Below are 16,800 nucleotides of genomic sequence, written 5' to 3' on the forward strand. Positions count from 1 at the left end.
TTATGCAGCTTGAATATCAATGCGGAACAATAGAGCAAGTATTAGAAGTGGACGCGCAAATCCCCGAGTTTGCCCGTAAAACCACTAAGGCCAAGATCATTACGCGCTTAGCTGATGCCAACTCTCTCATTTTAGTCGCCAGCCACGAGGAGAAGCCAGTCGCTTATAAGCTTGGTTACCAAGTATCAAAAGATATTTTTTACAGCTGGATCGGCGGTGTAATGCCAGCTTACCGCAAGCAAGGCATTGCTTCCCAATTACGGCTGCGCCAAGAAGCCTGGGCGATTAAAAATGGCTATAAACAGTTAACGGTAAAATCAATGAATCGCTACCCTGCTATGCTGCAGTTACTCATATCAGCGGGCTACCAGATATCCGGCTACCAAGATAAGGGCGATCCCAACAGCAGTAAGATTATGTTTAGCAAGTGCTTGGCGGCTAAGCCCTATTAGGCGCTCGATAAGTTAAGAGCTTAAGGTAACTCCAGCTCAAAAGAAAAAGCCAAGCATTGCTTGGCTTTTTACGCTCTACATTTACGATCATCCGTGGCTTACCATTGCTTGAGGCTCTGCATACTCAGCACGTTGCCGCGCTTGAGCGATACAAGCTACATTATCAACCGGACGAATCACTTCTATATGTTGCTTAGTAAGGCCCATTAAATCATGGGCGCGTTTAAACACGGCTTCCATTAACTCTGCTTCTTCGGGGTTACTGGTACTTAACGACAACATCATATCTTGCTGCTTGGCAATCATTGTGGTGGTTAACACATCGAGAATACAACTTGGAATAGCACAGCTGTATTCATCTAAAATTGCTTTACTACTGCCACGACTAATATTGATGGACGTTGGCGCTTGAGTACTTTTTTGGCATTGTTGTAAGTGATCTTCGCAGGCCATTTCGTTATTGTTTTGGTTAAGTCTGCGATAGGTTCCACCAAATTCTTCTACCAAGACAGACAAGGCCTCAAAAAACTGACTTGATGCAACAGAACTATTAGCAAGCAGTTGTTGCTCAATAAATGTCAGTAAAGGCGCATCAATAAATAGGTTGTCTCTGTGTTGGTAACCTTGACCGCTATGTTGTGATGTATTCATGGTCAATTTCCTTCTGGTGGTTTTTATTATTGTTTTGTTTGCTTAGTTAAACCCTTAACTAAGCCTCACTTTCAAGATAGCGCGCCACCAAAACAAAATGAAATTGTAGTTTTCAATACAAACTATAGATTTTGTGAATAGTACTAAGTTTTGCCGTTATCGATCGGCCACCGAGGCAGAGAAGTCAATCAACGAACGTCGTAACCATTGGTGTGCCTTAGAGTGCTGCAGCAAAGGGCTCCAAATCATTTTCGTTTCGATAGGCACAATTTGAAAAGGCACCCGAACAATGCGTAAGTCTTGATTATCTTTGTACAACATCGCTTGTCGGCGCGGCAAGGTGGCAATCAATTGTGGTTGAGCCACCAGCAAGCCCGCTAAGCCATAATGGCGTGTATAAACCCGAATATTTCGGCTTTGGTCAAGCTGAGCTAAGGCTTCATCTACCCAACCCAACTTATGGCCACTGTTTTGGTTAGCCACAGCTGTTTCTGCGCCCCAGCCCGCACGATTCACCCAAACGTGTTCACTGTCTAAATAGCTATCTAGGCTAAGCTGCTCGGTATAAGCGTGGTCTTTATGCAGCAAACAACAAAAGTTGTCGCGCCAAATGCTCGATTGATGGAACGTTTTAGGCAAGTTGGTAAAACGATTAATGGCTAAATCTATGTGTCCTTTTTCCATATCACTCAAGCGAATATCGCCAGGACCAAACAAATCAAAGTTAATTTTGGGCGCGCTGCTTAATACACTTTGAATGAACGGGGCCAGTAAGGTCGCTTCAATATAGTCGTTACACATAATACGAAAAGTCACGCTACTTTGTTCCGGCGAAAAGTCTTTGTCTGGCTGGGTTATTTTCTCGGCCAAACTTAACAAACTCACAATTTCAGGTTTAAGTTTGGTGGCTTTTTCGGTGGGAGTCATGCCTTCGGCAGTACGCACTAACAGCGGGTCGTCAAACAATTCTCGCAAACGTTTTAAGGCATTACTCATAGTAGGCTGCGTTAGTGCTAGCTTGCTAGCAGCCTTAGAGACATTGCGCTCTTCCAGCAATACATTTAAGTAAACCAGTAGGTTTAAATCCACCTTTCTAATATTCACGAAATTTATCTTCTTTTAAAAAACTATTAGTTTTTTTATTTAATCGGTAGGAGATCACCGAGTAAAGCGCCGAGCAATAAAAACGTGACTAGCTTAGCACCTAGCTAACAATAACGATGCTAGGGTTTTAGCTTGATAGCTTGATAGCTTTGTTAGCTGCGAGTGCTTATGTTCAAGCCTAGCAACCCTCTTCACAAATTAGGGTGTTATCGTATCTGGGCATTTTCATTTAATGGTAATCAAAGACTAAGTGTTGTGAAACTAACGACTTATCTTAATCACCACTCCTTGTTATATTGCTCAACAATGTTTCTTAGCTTAGCTTTCTTTCATGCATAAATTTGCCACCATTTTAGCGGTACTGTTGTTTAGTTTTATTCTTTGGGTGATTTATTTGGCCAATACTGGCGCCAGTAGTGTATTTTTCAATGTTGTAGGCTCCCTTCCCTATGGTGACAAACTAGGCCACTTTGGTTTGTTTGGCACGCTCACCTTCATCTGCGTATTAGCAACCAAATTCAGCGGCCTCCGCATTGCCAACATTCCTATTTATTGGGGGGCAATAGCGGTGACTGTTTTTGCACTAGGCGAAGAACTTAGCCAAGCCTATATGCCAACTCGAACCTTTGATTTAGTAGATGCCTCTGCCGACTTACTTGGTATCGCTGCGGCTTGCGTTTGTTGCTATTTCATCAGTATCCATTTTGCCAAGACAAAGGCAGCACCTTTGCCCAAGGGTCACTAAAGAGTTATGAATATTACCCAGTTGGCTGAAAAACTAATGGGCATGGACGAACGCAGTTGGCGTCGCCATGCAAATCCTTGGAGTGTGTATAGCCGCTTTACTATTCTGCCGCTAATATCACTCGCGTTTTGGTCTCGGCAGTGGCTCGGTATATATGCAATAGTGCCCATTCTGCTGTCTATTGCTTGGATATGGGTTAATCCCCGTTTATTTGGTGAACCCACTAACACCCATAACTGGGCCTCCATGGGCACCTTTGGCGAGCGAATTTATCTTAAACGTAAGCATATCGAGATTCCTCGGCACCACCTAACACCCTGTATCATTCTGCAGGTATTATCTGGCTTAGGTGTTCCGCTATTTATATACGGGCTTTACCAATTAGATATCACAATTCTCATAGCGGCTAACTGCTGGATCATGGCATTTAAAGCGTGGTTTGTAGACCGCATGGTATGGCTATATTTGGATATGAAGGACAGCAGCAGCGAATATTCCCGTTGGCTAAAACCCTAGTATTTAGTGACCCAACCATTGTCTAGCTTATGCCACTAAGCAGCAAACGCTTCCCCCTAACAGGTTCGTTCTACATTTAACTCTTAGCATATGCTTACCGCCAAACAAAATACGGGGCCTCTCTAGAAAACAAGCTCCCCCATGGCGCTAAACCAAGCAATTCAAGATTCACAAAAATAGCGCTTTTAGCTCAACCACAAGCCTTTCCAGCCCCTTTCAATAAACTGACATCTTACAAACACCGCCCCCCAAAAGCGTGATTAATCCGCCAAGCTCGCGGTCAAAAGCACTAATATTAATTTTGCCAATAATTTACCCAACTACACTTTGGCTAATTACGAAACAATATTTTGCGCGTATTTATTGCTTGGCGTTCTGGCTTGCGCTTAGTGAATACCGTTAATGATTTAGGCACTGCACATTTAAAGGACGGTAAATGAGAAATAATCAACCCATTACCCAGCAAGAGCAAAAATTCACGTCCAAAGAAGACTTAGTTTCCATCACCGATTTACAGGGTAAAATTAAGTACGTTAATGACGCCTTTGTAGCCATTAGCGGCTTTACTCGCGAAGAACTCATTGGCCAAGACCACAATATTGTACGTCACCCAGAAATGCCTCCCGCAGCTTTCGAAAGCCTTTGGTCAACCGTAAAATCAGGAAACCCATGGCGTGGATATGTAAAAAATCGCTGTAAAAATGGCGACTATTACTGGGTAGACGCCTTTGTATCGCCTATTGTGAAACAAGGAAAAACCGTAGGTTATCAGTCGGTTCGCTCTCAACCTAATGACGCACAGGTAAGCGAAGCCGAAAAGCTCTACGCAAAAATGCGTAGCAATAGCAGCATCAAGATTCCTAATGCACCATTATTTGAACGCACCTCGATTAGCACCATCAATATGATGTTTAACCTACTGCTATTATGCCTGTGTGCAGCCATTGTTATAGCGTCAGAAAATACCACCATAAAGCTGCTCGCAATAAGTGGCGCATTGGTTCAACTGATCTACTGGTTCTATAGCCATAAACACGTATACCAGCGAATTCGCTTAATTCAGCAACACAATAGAGACTTAGCCGCCGGAGACTTTACCCAGGCTATCACCGTTGATGGGAACCTAGAAATGCTGCAAGCCTTGGCGTCGATTAAGATTGTGCAGGCACGCTACAAAGCCATGTTTATGCAAGTATCTGAGTCGGTAAAAGCGATGATAGAGACCGCCGATAGCCTTTCTGCTACCAGTGATGACGTATTGCAAAGTATGCGAACCCAAAGTAGCCATACCACGCAAATCGCCACTGGCATGAATCAAATGTCGGTGACAGTAGACGGCGTAAGAGAGAATGTGCAAAACACTGCCGATACGACTCAATACTTAAGTAAAACCGTTGAAGAGGGAGACCAAGTGGTTGCTGATGCTCTAGAAACAATGCAGCAATTTAGCAGCGAAATGGCCGCCACCACCGACAAAATCAAAAATCTAGCCCAAGAAAGCCAACAAATTAGCTCAATTACCGACACCATTACCAGCATTGCCGAACAAACTAACCTGTTAGCGCTGAACGCCGCCATTGAGGCCGCACGAGCCGGAGAGCAAGGGCGAGGTTTTGCAGTAGTGGCAGACGAAGTGCGTAACCTGGCGGCTCGCTCGCAAGAAGCCACTAAAGAGATCCAAACAATGTTAGAGCACCTTTCTTCAGGAATTAGCAGCTCAGCGAGTACCATTGACCAAAACAATACCTCGGCCAATGAGGCTCTAGAGAAAGTTAATTTATCGCGAGAGAAGTTTGTGCAAATTACCGAAGGCGTAGAGCAAATAAACCAAATGAGCTCGCAAATTGCTACTGCAGCCAGTGAGCAGAGCATCGTCGCCAATGAAATGGCGAGCAGCATTGAAAGCATTAGCGCTCAAGCATCCAGTACCGAGTTTGAGGGTGAAAAGCTGCAGCATAATGCAACGCAAATTAATCAGAACTCTCTTCATCTGCAAGTGCAAATAGATGAGCTAGAGCTATCACAAAAAAACTAAGGGGAACAAGGGTAGATGAGTGGAGTTAAAGAACTAGAACTTTTATTAGGTTCAATGAAGCCAAGGCTACTAGAGCAAGAATTTGTTTTTTGTTCTCAGCAAGGAGAGCTAAGCGACTATTTATCGCTTAAGCCCTTAGCCAGCTTTGCAGAAACCGAAGGCCTCACCTTAATACTAGAAAAGCAGCAAGCGCTGCTAGCAAACTTGCACTTTGATGGTAGCTTCAAACAAATTACCTTAACGGTACACTCTAGTTTAGAAGCGGTTGGCTTAACTGCAGCGGTAGCCACTAAACTGGCTGAACGTGAGATTAGCGCCAATGTTGTTGCTGCGTTTTACCACGACCATATTTTTGTTCCCGCTCATCAAGCAGAAATAGCACTAAGCACCCTGCAAGAGTTTAGCGACTAAAATAGGCCAAAACACACTTTTAAGGATAATATCAGGGCCATTATGCTTACTGCCTATCCTTAATTTTCAAAACGGATTTAGGTGAATCTAGCTAGATAAGTACTTTGCTTGCACACCTTACTTCACCTTTTTCATTAGCTCGTTTTTATTGCATTAAAAGTGATAAAAATTTAATGCTTTTAAGACCCTAATTGCAGAGTGTTAGGGTAAGCTAACGCGCGAATGTTGCCCACAGGTCTTCTATGTATCTGACTCCCTTGGGCATAAAACACCACTCAACACTTCGCTTTGTGACGTCGATCTGAGGATTTCGCGAGAAATACTTAGATAGCAGCTATGCTTTTTATATTGAACCACTCAAGCAATGTTGAGCATATTTATACTGTTTGCGTTAACGCTCTGTTAGCGCTAAATCTGAACGAGTAGTCAAATGCTATAAGCCCACTATTTTGCTTAGGTATTTGCCAAGGTAATAGTTATCGACAATATCGAATTGAAGCAATGTACCCAAAGAGATGCTGCCCAGTTGCTATACAACAATGCATTTTCTGGAATACTTATTTCTATCATCGCTTCTAGTTTTTTAGTGTTTGCCTTTAACACCGCTGAGATGCGCCAATTTAAACACGCTTGGTGGGTTTTAATGACGAGTTTGTTACTTATTCGTTTGGTGGACTGGCATTTATGGAAGCGTCGCGATATTAACCGACAGCTGAATGGCAGCAAAGCAATACTGCGTTTTATCTCTGGCGCCAACCTCACAGCTGTATTGTGGTCAGTTTATATTCTAAAAGTAGTCGCCAACCCTAATAGCACCGACATTGACCTAAGCACCCATATCATCATTATTTCAGCCATGGCTGGTGGGTCTGCCACTGTGCTGGCAGGGCATAAACGTACTGCTATGTTTTATGCGTTTATCTTATTGGGTCCACCCTCTATTGGTTTACTGCTATCAGGTATTTACGAACGTCAGATGTTAGGCATTTTAGGCTTTTTATTTGCCATTGTTATGGTGGTGATTGCCAAGAAAAATGCTGAATTTACAGCTCAAGCCATTTTACTTAAAAATGAAAATGCCCTGCTAGTTCACCACATGGAAGAAAAAGTAGAGCGCCGTACTAATACCATTTACGAGTTATCCAACCTTGATCCCTTAACCGGGTTGTTTAATCGCACCGCCTTTTTACAAAACTTACAACAGCAACTACTTGCCGCCCAAAAAAAACAACAAAGCTTGGCGGTGTTGTTTATTGATTTAGATGGTTTTAAAAAGATTAACGATGCTATTGGCCACGATACAGGCGACCAAGTACTAAACAATACCGCTCGCCGATTAAAAGACATAAGCGCTAATCACCAGTTACTTTGCCGCTGGGGTGGCGATGAGTTTTTACTCGCCATAGAAAACTGCGATGAGCAGCAAGCAGTGCAGCAATCTGAAGAGATTATTCAGGTGCTATCAGCAGCCTACTCATTTCAAAATAATCGATTATCGGTAGGCGCAACGGTAGGCATTGCTCTTTATCCTCAGCATTCAGAAAATGAACACAGCCTTATTCGCTTAGCCGATACCGCAATGTACGCTCAGAAAAAACGCTCGCCCTGTACCGTGGGGGTATTTTCCAATCAGCTAGAACAAAAAATACACCGAGAATTAAAGCTAAAGGATGGCTTAAGTCAAGCCATAGAAAAGCAGCAGCTTAGTTTGGCATTTCAGCCCATTTTGCGCGCTAAAGATTGCCAAGTGGTGTCTTTTGAAGCCCTGTTACGCTGGCAACTTGATGATGAAATGATCCCGCCAGACGAGTTCATCGGCATTGCTGAGCAATATGGATTAATCCGCAAAATTGGCTTGTGGGTATTAGACAATGCCTGCCAAATTGCCAGTTCGTGGCCAAATGAACAGGCTTTGTCGGTATGTGTGAACGTATCCGTCACCCAATTAGAAGACCATGATTTTGTAGAAATTGTAAAACACGCGTTACATGCCAGCCAATTACCTCCCGAGCGCTTACATATAGAAATGACCGAGTCGGTATTTAGCAGCGACATACTGTTCTTGGCTGAGCAAATTAAAGCGATTCAAGATATTGGCGTACAGGTATCTATAGACGACTTTGGTACTGGCTATTCTTCGCTTTCTACCATGCAAGATTTAGCCGTAAATACCGTAAAAATTGACCGTTCTTTTGTGCAACGTATTGATACCAACGGCTACCCGATCATTACCGCAGTGATGCATATTGCTCAGGCATTAAATTATTCGGTAGTGGCAGAGGGCGTTGAAACTGAAGCGCAAATGAACACGCTGCGCAGTTTAGGGGTAGATTTCTTGCAAGGGTATTATTTTGCTAAGCCCTTACCTGAAAGCCAGGTCGTTGCCTTTATCAATGGCGGAGCTGAAACCACTTCCCAGCAAGCCTAACATTCTTAAGCCATTAGAGAGCGGCATAGCTGGAACCTAGCCCCTTCCTTGGGCGGTTCGAACAATCTATTGCTGCAGGGTAAGCTCGCTAATCGTTTCATCTATCTTACAATTGTTACTGCTCTTGATAGATACAAGGTACTCACTGGTATTATTACCTTGGCTTTGCAGTGCATCTAACATACCTACGGTGTAACCCGCTTCTTCACCCACTAGCGTCATAAAGGCAATGGCTTCATGATCGGGTTGCTGCACAGTGCTAATCATTCCCGCTAACCCTGCACGAACCGGTGCATCGTTTTCGTGGGCATGTACCGCTAAACAACGACCTAAACGTTCGGCCTCTTCAACAACTTGGCGCTGCTGATGAGTGAGGATGTCGTCATTTTGCTCTGGTGCATTCGCCAGTGCTACAGAACTGGCAAACAAAGCGCTAAGTGATGCAGTAAGCAATAGATTCTTAGTATGTTTCATATAAACTCTCTTGGTTGTAAAACGCTGAGTCTCCAGAAAGAGACTTAGCTCGTTGGTGAACAACCATAGACTAACCAAGAAAGTTAAGAAGATTGAGCGGCAGCCGCGAGTTATATTGTTCCATTTTTCGGAACAGTGAAACGGGCGCCGTACTTAATCTGCATGACGAAACAGCCAAAGGCCTTACACCGCTTCGCTCAAAGCACTCACTGCTGCGCGATTACTGTAATATTGCTGAGCAATATCCCTTACCTCTACCGATACCATTTTCACGCTAGGTAATAACTCACACACAGCTTTAGCAACCGCGTCGGCTAAGTGCTTTTTCTGTAGCTCACTACGGCCACTTAAGATATGCACTGAAGTATGCACATAAGGAGCGCGCTTACCGCCAACCCGATAGTGATTAGCCAGTACTAAACGAGCTTTTACATCGCCATCAGCAAACAAGCCGCTGGCTTCGACCGCGTCATGAACGGCTTCCACTAAAACATCAAAATTAACAATTCGAGCTAAATCTGCAGGGCATTCTATTACACAATGTGGCATGGGCTTTCCTTAGTCTGGGTAGTAATCCGGTACTGGTTTCCTGCCTTTTATAGGCAGGGATCGCACATTTGTTCGCTTTGCTTGAATCGTAAATACTTCTTCCATAGAGTAGTTTGCGTTATCAAACATATGACAAATGCTCTAGGAGTAGCAGATAGATCCCACTTGGGCTCTATTATTAAAGGAAAATTATGACAGTAGAAACCATTCATAAAATTATTCTTCATCCTTTCATTCAAGAATCTTTACAGAGCCTTAAACTCATGACCGGTTTAGACGGCACTGCCGACGAACCCTTCATTGATAAAGTAGAAGATTTTCGCTTTAAAGGTTACGCGGTTTGTTCTGACATGCAAGGGCAACTAGACGGCGTGGTTTTAATGCACCACTACCAAGAAACGGCCGTAGCAATCGGTCAAGCCGTTCAACAATCTTTAGTCGGTGAAGCAAGCAACAGTGATAGCCTAGACGAAGAGTTGGTAGCCGCCCTAGAAGAATGGGGGAATACCATTGTTGGTCGCGCCACCCATTTGTTACAACAACACAAACTCGGATTCGAATTTTCTAGCCCCCATGTTGCATTAGATTTAGCTGACATGAGCCGCTACCTAGAGGGCGTACAACAAATTGTTACGGTACCCGTGCATGTAGAAGGCGTAGGCCGCTACTACTTCAACTTATTGGTGCGTCAGCTTGACCAACAAAACAGCTATCAAGAAGCGGTAATCAACAGTGACGCCTGTATTGTTGCGCCGCCAACAGAAGGTGAGCCCCTAGCAAAAGATGCTTTAATCATGACGGTGGATGACAGCCCATTAATTAGGAAAGCAATGCTTCGAATCTTAGCCGGTATTGGTTATCACAATGTGATTGAAGCAGAAGATGGCGATACCGCCGTAGAGCAGTTGCTTAGCAAACAGCCTGATTTTGTATTTATGGATGTGGTGATGAACCGCCTTAACGGTGATAAAGCCTTAGCAAAAATGCGCGAAACTGACCAAAGCACGCCCATTGTAATGCTGTCTTCGGTTACCGATGCCAGTGTGGTAGATGCTTGTCAGAGCCAAGGTATTCAAGGTTTTATCTTTAAGCCTTTGAATGTTGATAGTGGTGGTGAAGTATTACAAGCTTACCTAAAACGATAAGCACCTGTTTGTATATTGCCTTTTGTAAAAACGAGCCTTAATCGGCTCGTTTTTTTCGAAGGATAATCAAAGCCGCTAAGGCAAAAATAAGCAAAATAATACTTGCTGGCTCAGATACGGCAAAGGTGGCTGCACTAAAGCTACTCACCGAAATCGCCTCCACGTAAACGTTATCGATTAAGTTGCCTAGTGAACCGTTAATCATCGAATCCAACCGGATCCTCGACCAGTTATCGTTTGCTACAAAGGTTCCGCTAAATTGACGCCACGAATTATTATTATGATCGGCCAATAACTGCGAATACACCGTATTTCCTACGCTATCTTCAATACTTACCTGAAAAGACTCATTTCTGTTAGCTCTCGCTCGGTAAGATAAACCGAAACTGTACTGCTGCCCTTGGTTACTCGCAAAGTCTTGGTAAATGCTGTATTTACCCGATTGGCAGGCTCGCGAACCACCACCAGAACAGTGGGCGTTAAGCTCAATGAATTGATCGCCCTCAACCGCATTGATGTTGAATAAGTTATCCCAAATCTCAATGTTGTGCCCCTGCCAACCTTGCACATCATTACTCGAGAAGTAGCTCCAGCCACCACGACGAACATCATTACTCTCAAAGCTTCCGTTAGTAATAATCCCTGCGTTGGCAAACAGCGGTAAACAACATAACAATCCTAATAATTTTTTCATTTTGGCCTCTTCTAGCAATTTGCAAATTCACTTGATTTACTGATGACTCAGCAAGCTTTAGGCCAAAGGAGAAATACAAACATAAGCCATTGATAAGATTAAATATAAACTATCAGCCGGGTTGATTTTCAGATTGCGAAACCCTTAAAAGCCCAAGGCTTAACGCTGTGTTTTTTCACAATATTCGATCTAAATGAAAAATAATGGCGTATTGTTAAACACAGTCTTTTGCTCTTAGTAGGTAGCAATATTAATAGCCCTAAACACTCTAAAGCCTCAAAGGTACCCAGCGGCCGCTTAGCTCGGCTTGGTCGCCTTGGTTCGCTGGCTTCACGCGTAGCAGGCGGAATGATCGCCGAAGGTGCGGTGCAACTCGCCGCCGGAAAACGCCCCAAACTTAATGAAGTGTTACTTACCCCAAATAACGTGAAACGGGTAGCAGACCAACTGGCTAAATTGCGCGGAGCCGCCATGAAAGTTGGCCAATTAATGTCGATGGATGCGGGAGAGATGCTACCCAAAGAAGTGAGTGAGTTACTGGCGAGATTAAGGGCCGACGCCGACCCCATGCCGATAGGCCAGCTAAGCCAAGTACTGCTTAAAGAATGGGGCGAAGATTGGCAACAACAATTTCAGCAGTTTTCACTACAACCGATTGCGGCCGCATCTATTGGCCAAGTACACAGTGCCTACCTCAGCCAGCAACAGCGGGTTGCCATTAAAATTCAGTATCCTGGGGTAAAAGACAGTATAGATAGTGATGTAGATAATGTTGTTAGCTTGCTTAATCTAAGCGGCTTGTTACCGAAGCAGTTTGATTATCAGCAAATCTTACAAGATGCCAAGCTACAGCTTCACCAAGAAGCCGATTACCTGCAAGAATCGGAGTATTTACGCCAGTACCAACAAAAATTAGCGACTCACCCTGAATTTGAATTACCACAATTATTTGATCACCTAACCACCAGCAACATTCTCACAATGAGCCATCATGATGGTGAGGTTATTGATCAGCTAAGCGAAGAGCCACAGGCACTGCGCGACAAAATAATGCATAACCTGTTTAAGCTACTGATGATGGAGTTGTTTGAGTTTGGGCTAATGCAAACAGATCCTAATTTTGCCAACTACCTCTACTCCAAGCAGTCTCAAAAAATCATATTGCTTGATTTTGGCGCAACCAGACAACTTCCCTCTGCACTCTCAGCTGGTTACCGACATTTGTTAAGCAAAGCCTTAAACCAGCCTTTTTCCTTAGATTTAGCCGCGCTCACTGATTTAGGTTTTGTGAATGACGACAGCACTGAGCGACAAATTGCCACCTTAAAGTTAATGCTATCAATGGTCATTAAACCACTGCAATTTGACGGAGATTATGACTTTGCTCAATCTCCGCTGGCTAAACAATTACGCGAAACCGGAATGACCTTGAGTTATGAGCACGACTATTGGAACACTCCGCCCATTGATGTGCTGCTAATCCATAGGAAGATTGGCGGTATGTATTTGTTAGCCAGCCGCCTAAAAGCGAAAGTGAACCTGAAGCAAGTATTTGAACCCTATAGATTATAAGCCAAAACTACCCTCTGGCGTTTAGCTCAATCATCACCGCAGCATGATCGCTAGCTTGGCTGTCGATAGAAAAATCGGCATGAGTAAGATGGCGGTCGAAGCAGTGATAGGCGCTCACCTCTGCCATTTGTTGCTGGTAATCGGCCGAAAACTCACCCGACAATATAATGTAATCCAATACATTCGCCTGACCACCGTAGTAGTGAGTAGCAGGTCGAGGCGTCGCTGAAGAGCTCAAGCAGTAAGCGTCATGTAAGCGCCAAGCTTGTTCTACATCATCGTGGTGTGGCTGGGGTTCATCAAATAAATGCGCTAACGCCCCTTTAGATAAATCATCATTAAAGTCACCCATTATCATTAAGGGCTCAAGTTTGTACTTGCGACAACTCAGTATATCTTGCATCAACAAGGTGACCTCTTGATTGCGCAAATTGTCTGATTGCCAGCGCCCCATGTATTCATCAATATCACTAGGCTTGCCTTGAATATCTTCATCCAACATCGGCCGTTTAGATTTAAGGTGCACAACATAGCACTTTACCCAGCCTAAGGAACCAAGCTTTACCTTAGCCACCAATGGCTGGCGACTAAATAGATCGATATTGCCAGAGTTATACAAGGAGCCACTACGTAGAGGGTATTTGCTGGCCAGTGCTAAACCGGGTTTGCGATACACATAACTCGATTCATCTAACGCACTGGGCGTCGCTAAGAAATAGGGATAACCCAAGGCCTTACATTGCTCAGCTAAAGCCTCGGCGCTAAACACTTCTTGAAAAGCCATCACATCAGCTTGAGCTTGGTTAACCATGCGGCTTAACCAAGCTTGTTTTGCTTGCCACTGTTTGGCATCCAATATGTTATCAAATTCATAAGCGGCATAAGGAGGTGCTAAATAATTCAGCAAGTTTAAACTAAGTACTTTAATTATTTACTCCTTACACCACTACTAACACATTGTTTATAAAGCCAATGTGCGCTAAACATCGCCGACTAGCAAGCTCATTCTACGGTAATGGTTATTTTCTCAGACAGGATAGGCGGTTGGTGTGGAATATGGTGCATATCGCCCAGCAGCAACTGCAAACTATGCTCGCCAGGCATGAGTTCAATGGTGACCTCAGTTTGTCCGCCACCAAAGTGCACGTGCTGAGCATCTGCAGGTACTGGCATTTCTAAGTTTGGAAGTTGCTTTACGTCAATCAGCAAATGATGATGACCGGTGTTTTCTCTATCCACACCCGCTGGCGCAACCCCCATGCCCTTTAGGCCAAACGCCACCGTTAATGGGCTGCTAAGCACCTCACCATCTTTAGGCGAAATAATGTAAACCGATGCCCCTTCCGGCGCTTTGGTAACGGCCGCACTAGGCAACGCTACCATTCCGACACTTGCACTAAGCAACATGCCCATTGTTAACAATTTTCTAAGTCCACGCATTTAAACCTCGTTAGTCACTGAACAGAAAGGTTGACTTAAAAGGTAGTAACGAACTTAAGACTAAGCAAAGGCCGAAGCATTGAACGAAATAGAATTACCTTACGTATTCTTTTACTATAAAACAAAAATAGCTCAGTAAATCAGCCTTAAAGCGGTAGGTGAACATGTTAAAAGCAATAACAGCAGAGTTTGTAATTAAGGTAGACGGGATTCGCGTCGAGGTCACTAAGGGTCGAGTACCAGAGTATTTTTTGCACGAGATAAAGCTAGTACAACGCACTAGCCAAGCAGTTACCGGGAAAATATACGGCATGAAACGTGGCCGCCAAGTGACCCTAGAATGCTCTAAATCTATCCCCGAAAATGTATTACAGCGCCTGCGTAATGTATGGAAGCCTAATCCAACGCCAAGCAATGACGGAAATTTAAAACGCCGCTAGCCGCGGCGTTTACTGGATATAAATAGGGCTGAGCCAAGCGCTAATCTCTCTTTTGTAGCACCCTAAAACGATCGAACCGGCCTGTTCCATCTTCATAAGCTGCAAAAATGGTGACGGTATCCGAGTTACCACTATTAAAATCTACAGTGATTTTTTCCCAATCGGGATGATAATCATCATCTGAGTAAGTTTTCATCGTAAGCGTTTGAAATTTGTTTACTGCTTTTTGTTTCTCGGTTAACTCAGCGACCGTATTCACACCAATTTGACCAGAGCCTTTCATAAAGGCCATAAGCGTATAATCAGTATTGGGTTTTACCCTAACATCTTGTTCTACACGTCCTGATTCACCAGTGATTTTTGCTGAGGACTCGTCGTCTCGCCCATGGTCAGATATTGCTGATGGGCCAGACTTTTTCCAGCCATACCAGCCTTGCTCAAAATCAGCATTAATAACTTTAACTCTAGCCGCGTATACATTGCCGGCTAACAGCGAGATTACTAAACCACACAGCAAAAGCGAAGGTTGCTTTAACATGTTCAATTTCCTTATTTTTCAGCCAAAGAAGCACGCCGCAAAAGTAACGAGATGAGCTTACTTGCAGCACGGGAGTTGCGATTACGTGCCCGCTTAAAATAAGTAATCTTATAACACAAATTTTTTAAGCATAGATTCCTCAGTCTTTGCTGAGATAATGGTTGCTTAGGTCTTCCCAAACCCTTTCATTTGTAATACCAAATTACTTAAATGGCATTCTCAAGTTTATTGGTTTATAAAAACAGCAATAGAGCTGATTTTTGTGAGCAAGTTCAAGCGATTAATTGATATGAAAGTAACTTTGAGGGGGATTTTATGAAAGCAATACCACGCTTAGTGATAAAATCATTAAATATGATGGGCAGTGACCGAAGTTTCTATCAAAAAGCTTGCAACCTAGCACGCTCTAAATCCCGTTGGAGGCGCGTAATATCGGCATCATCTAAAAAGCGGGTAAAAGCACGTACTGCAATATGCTCAAATTCGGCGATCGTTTCTCGGTCAAAGTATTGAGACACTCCTAATGAGGCTTTCAGCATATTGGCCGCCTCTTCCACTTCAGAATGTGCCATTACGTGAGCATTTTTAGAAGCAGGAATATAGCTTAAACCCTGTGCAAGCTGCGTTTGAATCTCTGGCCTAGCCATATATTTAATAAATGCTTCTGCTTGTTTAACATTCTGAGAATGTCGAGCAATCATAAAAACATCAGTAGGAGCGACTTCATAGATAGGCTTACCTAATAACACCGGAAACTGCATAAAACCAATATCGTCCCGTAACTTATCTGGCCACTTTGTCGCAACAAAATTACCTAATAGCAAAAAGGCACTACGCTCCCGGTAAAAATGCGGCAATACTCCGTCCCAGGTATATTCGTGATGATCAGCATTAAAGTACTTCTGCTCAATTAAGTACGCCCATCGCTCGAACAACGTTCTCAAACGATCATCGTAGAAAGAAACCTTTCCACTCAGTACCTGCTGATGAAACTTCAAATCGTTAAAACGTAAATTTAGATACTCAAACCAAGCCGCTGAAGGCCAGAAGTTTTTGGTTCCAATGCTTATAGGCGTTATTCCGGCTTGTTTCAGTTTTTCACATTGATCGACAAAACCTTCCCAAAAGCGCTGTGGCCCGCCGAATTCTTCAACCAGTGATTTACGATAAAAGATCCCCCAATGATAATAGGCAATCGGCAGCGCATAAATCTGGCCATTATCGCTTACTCCGCTTTGTAAATGGCCAAAGCCCTGATCTAGCCTTAAATCTTGCCAAAGCTTAGTAATTGGTCTCACTAAGCCCTGTCGAGAATAATAAAAAAGACGCTGCGAGGCTTGCCAGTGCATTACATCAGGAGCGTTGCTCTCGCCATTGAGCCAAATAGGCAGCTTCTCCTTATAGTCGTGATCATCACGGGTGATGGTGGTTATTTTGATGCCGGTTTCTTCGGTAAAACCTTTAAAAGTGGAATGAAAAGCATTGCGTTGTTTGGGCGTTAATAGCAGCGACACCGTTAGCTCTTGAGCAACGCAGCTCCAACTCATTAACGCTATTACCATCCATAAACATCTTATTTGCATTCTTCTTCCTAAAGAATATTTTC

The 16,800-nt window shown here is 43.7% G+C and carries 18 protein-coding genes; 9 read left to right on the forward strand and 9 right to left on the reverse strand.

Features of this window, described 5'->3' with window-relative positions:
• The first annotated feature begins 2 nt into the window (after nucleotides 1–2).
• A complete protein-coding gene (locus tag FFR00_RS04520; RefSeq protein WP_137672180.1) occupies nucleotides 3–452 on the forward strand; it encodes a GNAT family N-acetyltransferase in 450 nt (149 codons plus the stop codon).
• A gap of 87 nt (nucleotides 453–539) precedes the next feature.
• Here the strand turns inward: FFR00_RS04520 and FFR00_RS04525 are convergent, their stop codons facing one another.
• Nucleotides 540–1,103 carry a hypothetical protein gene (locus tag FFR00_RS04525; protein WP_137672181.1) on the reverse strand — a complete coding sequence of 188 codons (564 nt, stop codon included), beginning with the start codon at nucleotides 1,101–1,103 and terminating at the stop codon, nucleotides 540–542.
• A gap of 156 nt (nucleotides 1,104–1,259) precedes the next feature.
• Nucleotides 1,260–2,207 carry a LysR family transcriptional regulator gene (locus tag FFR00_RS04530; protein WP_137672182.1) on the reverse strand — a complete coding sequence of 316 codons (948 nt, stop codon included), beginning with the start codon at nucleotides 2,205–2,207 and terminating at the stop codon, nucleotides 1,260–1,262.
• A 331-nt stretch (nucleotides 2,208–2,538) separates the two neighbouring features.
• Here FFR00_RS04530 and FFR00_RS04535 point away from each other — a divergent pair, with 331 nt between their 5' ends.
• The 5 genes from FFR00_RS04535 (at nucleotide 2,539) to FFR00_RS04555 (ending at nucleotide 8,342) form a co-directional block, all read left to right on the forward strand.
• The gene (locus tag FFR00_RS04535) at nucleotides 2,539–2,952 is read left to right on the forward strand and encodes a VanZ family protein (RefSeq protein ID WP_174235924.1); all 414 of its coding nucleotides are present in this window, start codon (nucleotides 2,539–2,541) and stop codon (nucleotides 2,950–2,952) included.
• Nucleotides 2,953–2,958: 6 nt separating this feature from the next.
• On the forward strand, nucleotides 2,959–3,468 hold the full coding sequence (locus FFR00_RS04540; RefSeq protein ID WP_137672183.1) for a DUF6653 family protein: 510 nt from the start codon (nucleotides 2,959–2,961) through the stop codon (nucleotides 3,466–3,468).
• Nucleotides 3,469–3,904: 436 nt separating this feature from the next.
• Nucleotides 3,905–5,503 carry a PAS domain-containing methyl-accepting chemotaxis protein gene (locus tag FFR00_RS04545; RefSeq protein WP_137672184.1) on the forward strand — a complete coding sequence of 533 codons (1,599 nt, stop codon included), beginning with the start codon at nucleotides 3,905–3,907 and terminating at the stop codon, nucleotides 5,501–5,503.
• A 15-nt stretch (nucleotides 5,504–5,518) separates the two neighbouring features.
• Nucleotides 5,519–5,914 carry an ACT domain-containing protein gene (locus FFR00_RS04550; protein WP_137672185.1) on the forward strand — a complete coding sequence of 132 codons (396 nt, stop codon included), beginning with the start codon at nucleotides 5,519–5,521 and terminating at the stop codon, nucleotides 5,912–5,914.
• A 493-nt stretch (nucleotides 5,915–6,407) separates the two neighbouring features.
• Entirely contained in the window at nucleotides 6,408–8,342 is a 1,935-nt protein-coding gene (locus tag FFR00_RS04555; protein ID WP_306766879.1) for a bifunctional diguanylate cyclase/phosphodiesterase, read from the forward strand.
• Between the two features lie 66 nt (nucleotides 8,343–8,408).
• On the opposite strand, the gene FFR00_RS04560 is transcribed toward FFR00_RS04555, so the two are convergent.
• Complete coding sequence (locus FFR00_RS04560) at nucleotides 8,409–8,816, reverse strand: hypothetical protein (RefSeq protein WP_137672187.1); 408 nt, start codon at nucleotides 8,814–8,816, stop codon at nucleotides 8,409–8,411.
• A gap of 183 nt (nucleotides 8,817–8,999) precedes the next feature.
• Nucleotides 9,000–9,365, reverse strand: a complete 366-nt coding sequence (locus tag FFR00_RS04565) for a 5-carboxymethyl-2-hydroxymuconate Delta-isomerase (RefSeq protein ID WP_137672188.1) — start codon at nucleotides 9,363–9,365, stop codon at nucleotides 9,000–9,002.
• A gap of 191 nt (nucleotides 9,366–9,556) precedes the next feature.
• On the opposite strand from FFR00_RS04565, the gene FFR00_RS04570 reads away from it, so the two are divergent.
• A complete protein-coding gene (locus FFR00_RS04570) occupies nucleotides 9,557–10,510 on the forward strand; it encodes a response regulator (RefSeq protein ID WP_137672189.1) in 954 nt (317 codons plus the stop codon).
• A gap of 37 nt (nucleotides 10,511–10,547) precedes the next feature.
• Here FFR00_RS04570 and FFR00_RS04575 read toward each other — a convergent pair whose 3' ends face one another.
• Complete coding sequence (locus FFR00_RS04575; protein ID WP_137672339.1) at nucleotides 10,548–11,204, reverse strand: DUF642 domain-containing protein; 657 nt, start codon at nucleotides 11,202–11,204, stop codon at nucleotides 10,548–10,550.
• Between the two features lie 228 nt (nucleotides 11,205–11,432).
• Between FFR00_RS04575 and FFR00_RS04580 the strand changes: the two genes are divergently transcribed.
• Nucleotides 11,433–12,776: an AarF/ABC1/UbiB kinase family protein gene (locus FFR00_RS04580; RefSeq protein ID WP_235836156.1), complete on the forward strand. Its 1,344-nt coding sequence runs from the start codon at nucleotides 11,433–11,435 to the stop codon at nucleotides 12,774–12,776.
• Between the two features lie 7 nt (nucleotides 12,777–12,783).
• Here FFR00_RS04580 and FFR00_RS04585 read toward each other — a convergent pair whose 3' ends face one another.
• A complete protein-coding gene (locus FFR00_RS04585; RefSeq protein WP_137672190.1) occupies nucleotides 12,784–13,683 on the reverse strand; it encodes an endonuclease/exonuclease/phosphatase family protein in 900 nt (299 codons plus the stop codon).
• A 95-nt stretch (nucleotides 13,684–13,778) separates the two neighbouring features.
• On the reverse strand, nucleotides 13,779–14,216 hold the full coding sequence (locus FFR00_RS04590; protein WP_174235925.1) for a DUF4399 domain-containing protein: 438 nt from the start codon (nucleotides 14,214–14,216) through the stop codon (nucleotides 13,779–13,781).
• 164 nt (nucleotides 14,217–14,380) lie between these two features.
• Between FFR00_RS04590 and FFR00_RS04595 the strand changes: the two genes are divergently transcribed.
• The gene (locus FFR00_RS04595) at nucleotides 14,381–14,656 is read left to right on the forward strand and encodes a DUF3634 family protein (RefSeq protein WP_137672191.1); all 276 of its coding nucleotides are present in this window, start codon (nucleotides 14,381–14,383) and stop codon (nucleotides 14,654–14,656) included.
• A 40-nt stretch (nucleotides 14,657–14,696) separates the two neighbouring features.
• Here the strand turns inward: FFR00_RS04595 and FFR00_RS04600 are convergent, their stop codons facing one another.
• A complete protein-coding gene (locus FFR00_RS04600) occupies nucleotides 14,697–15,194 on the reverse strand; it encodes a carbohydrate binding domain-containing protein (RefSeq protein ID WP_137672192.1) in 498 nt (165 codons plus the stop codon).
• 380 nt (nucleotides 15,195–15,574) lie between these two features.
• Complete coding sequence (locus tag FFR00_RS04605) at nucleotides 15,575–16,777, reverse strand: ABC transporter substrate-binding protein (protein WP_137672193.1); 1,203 nt, start codon at nucleotides 16,775–16,777, stop codon at nucleotides 15,575–15,577.
• Nucleotides 16,778–16,800 lie beyond the last annotated feature (23 nt).

It is taken from the genome of Agarivorans sp. Toyoura001 (assembly GCF_005405585.1).
Lineage (GTDB): Bacteria > Pseudomonadota > Gammaproteobacteria > Enterobacterales > Celerinatantimonadaceae > Agarivorans.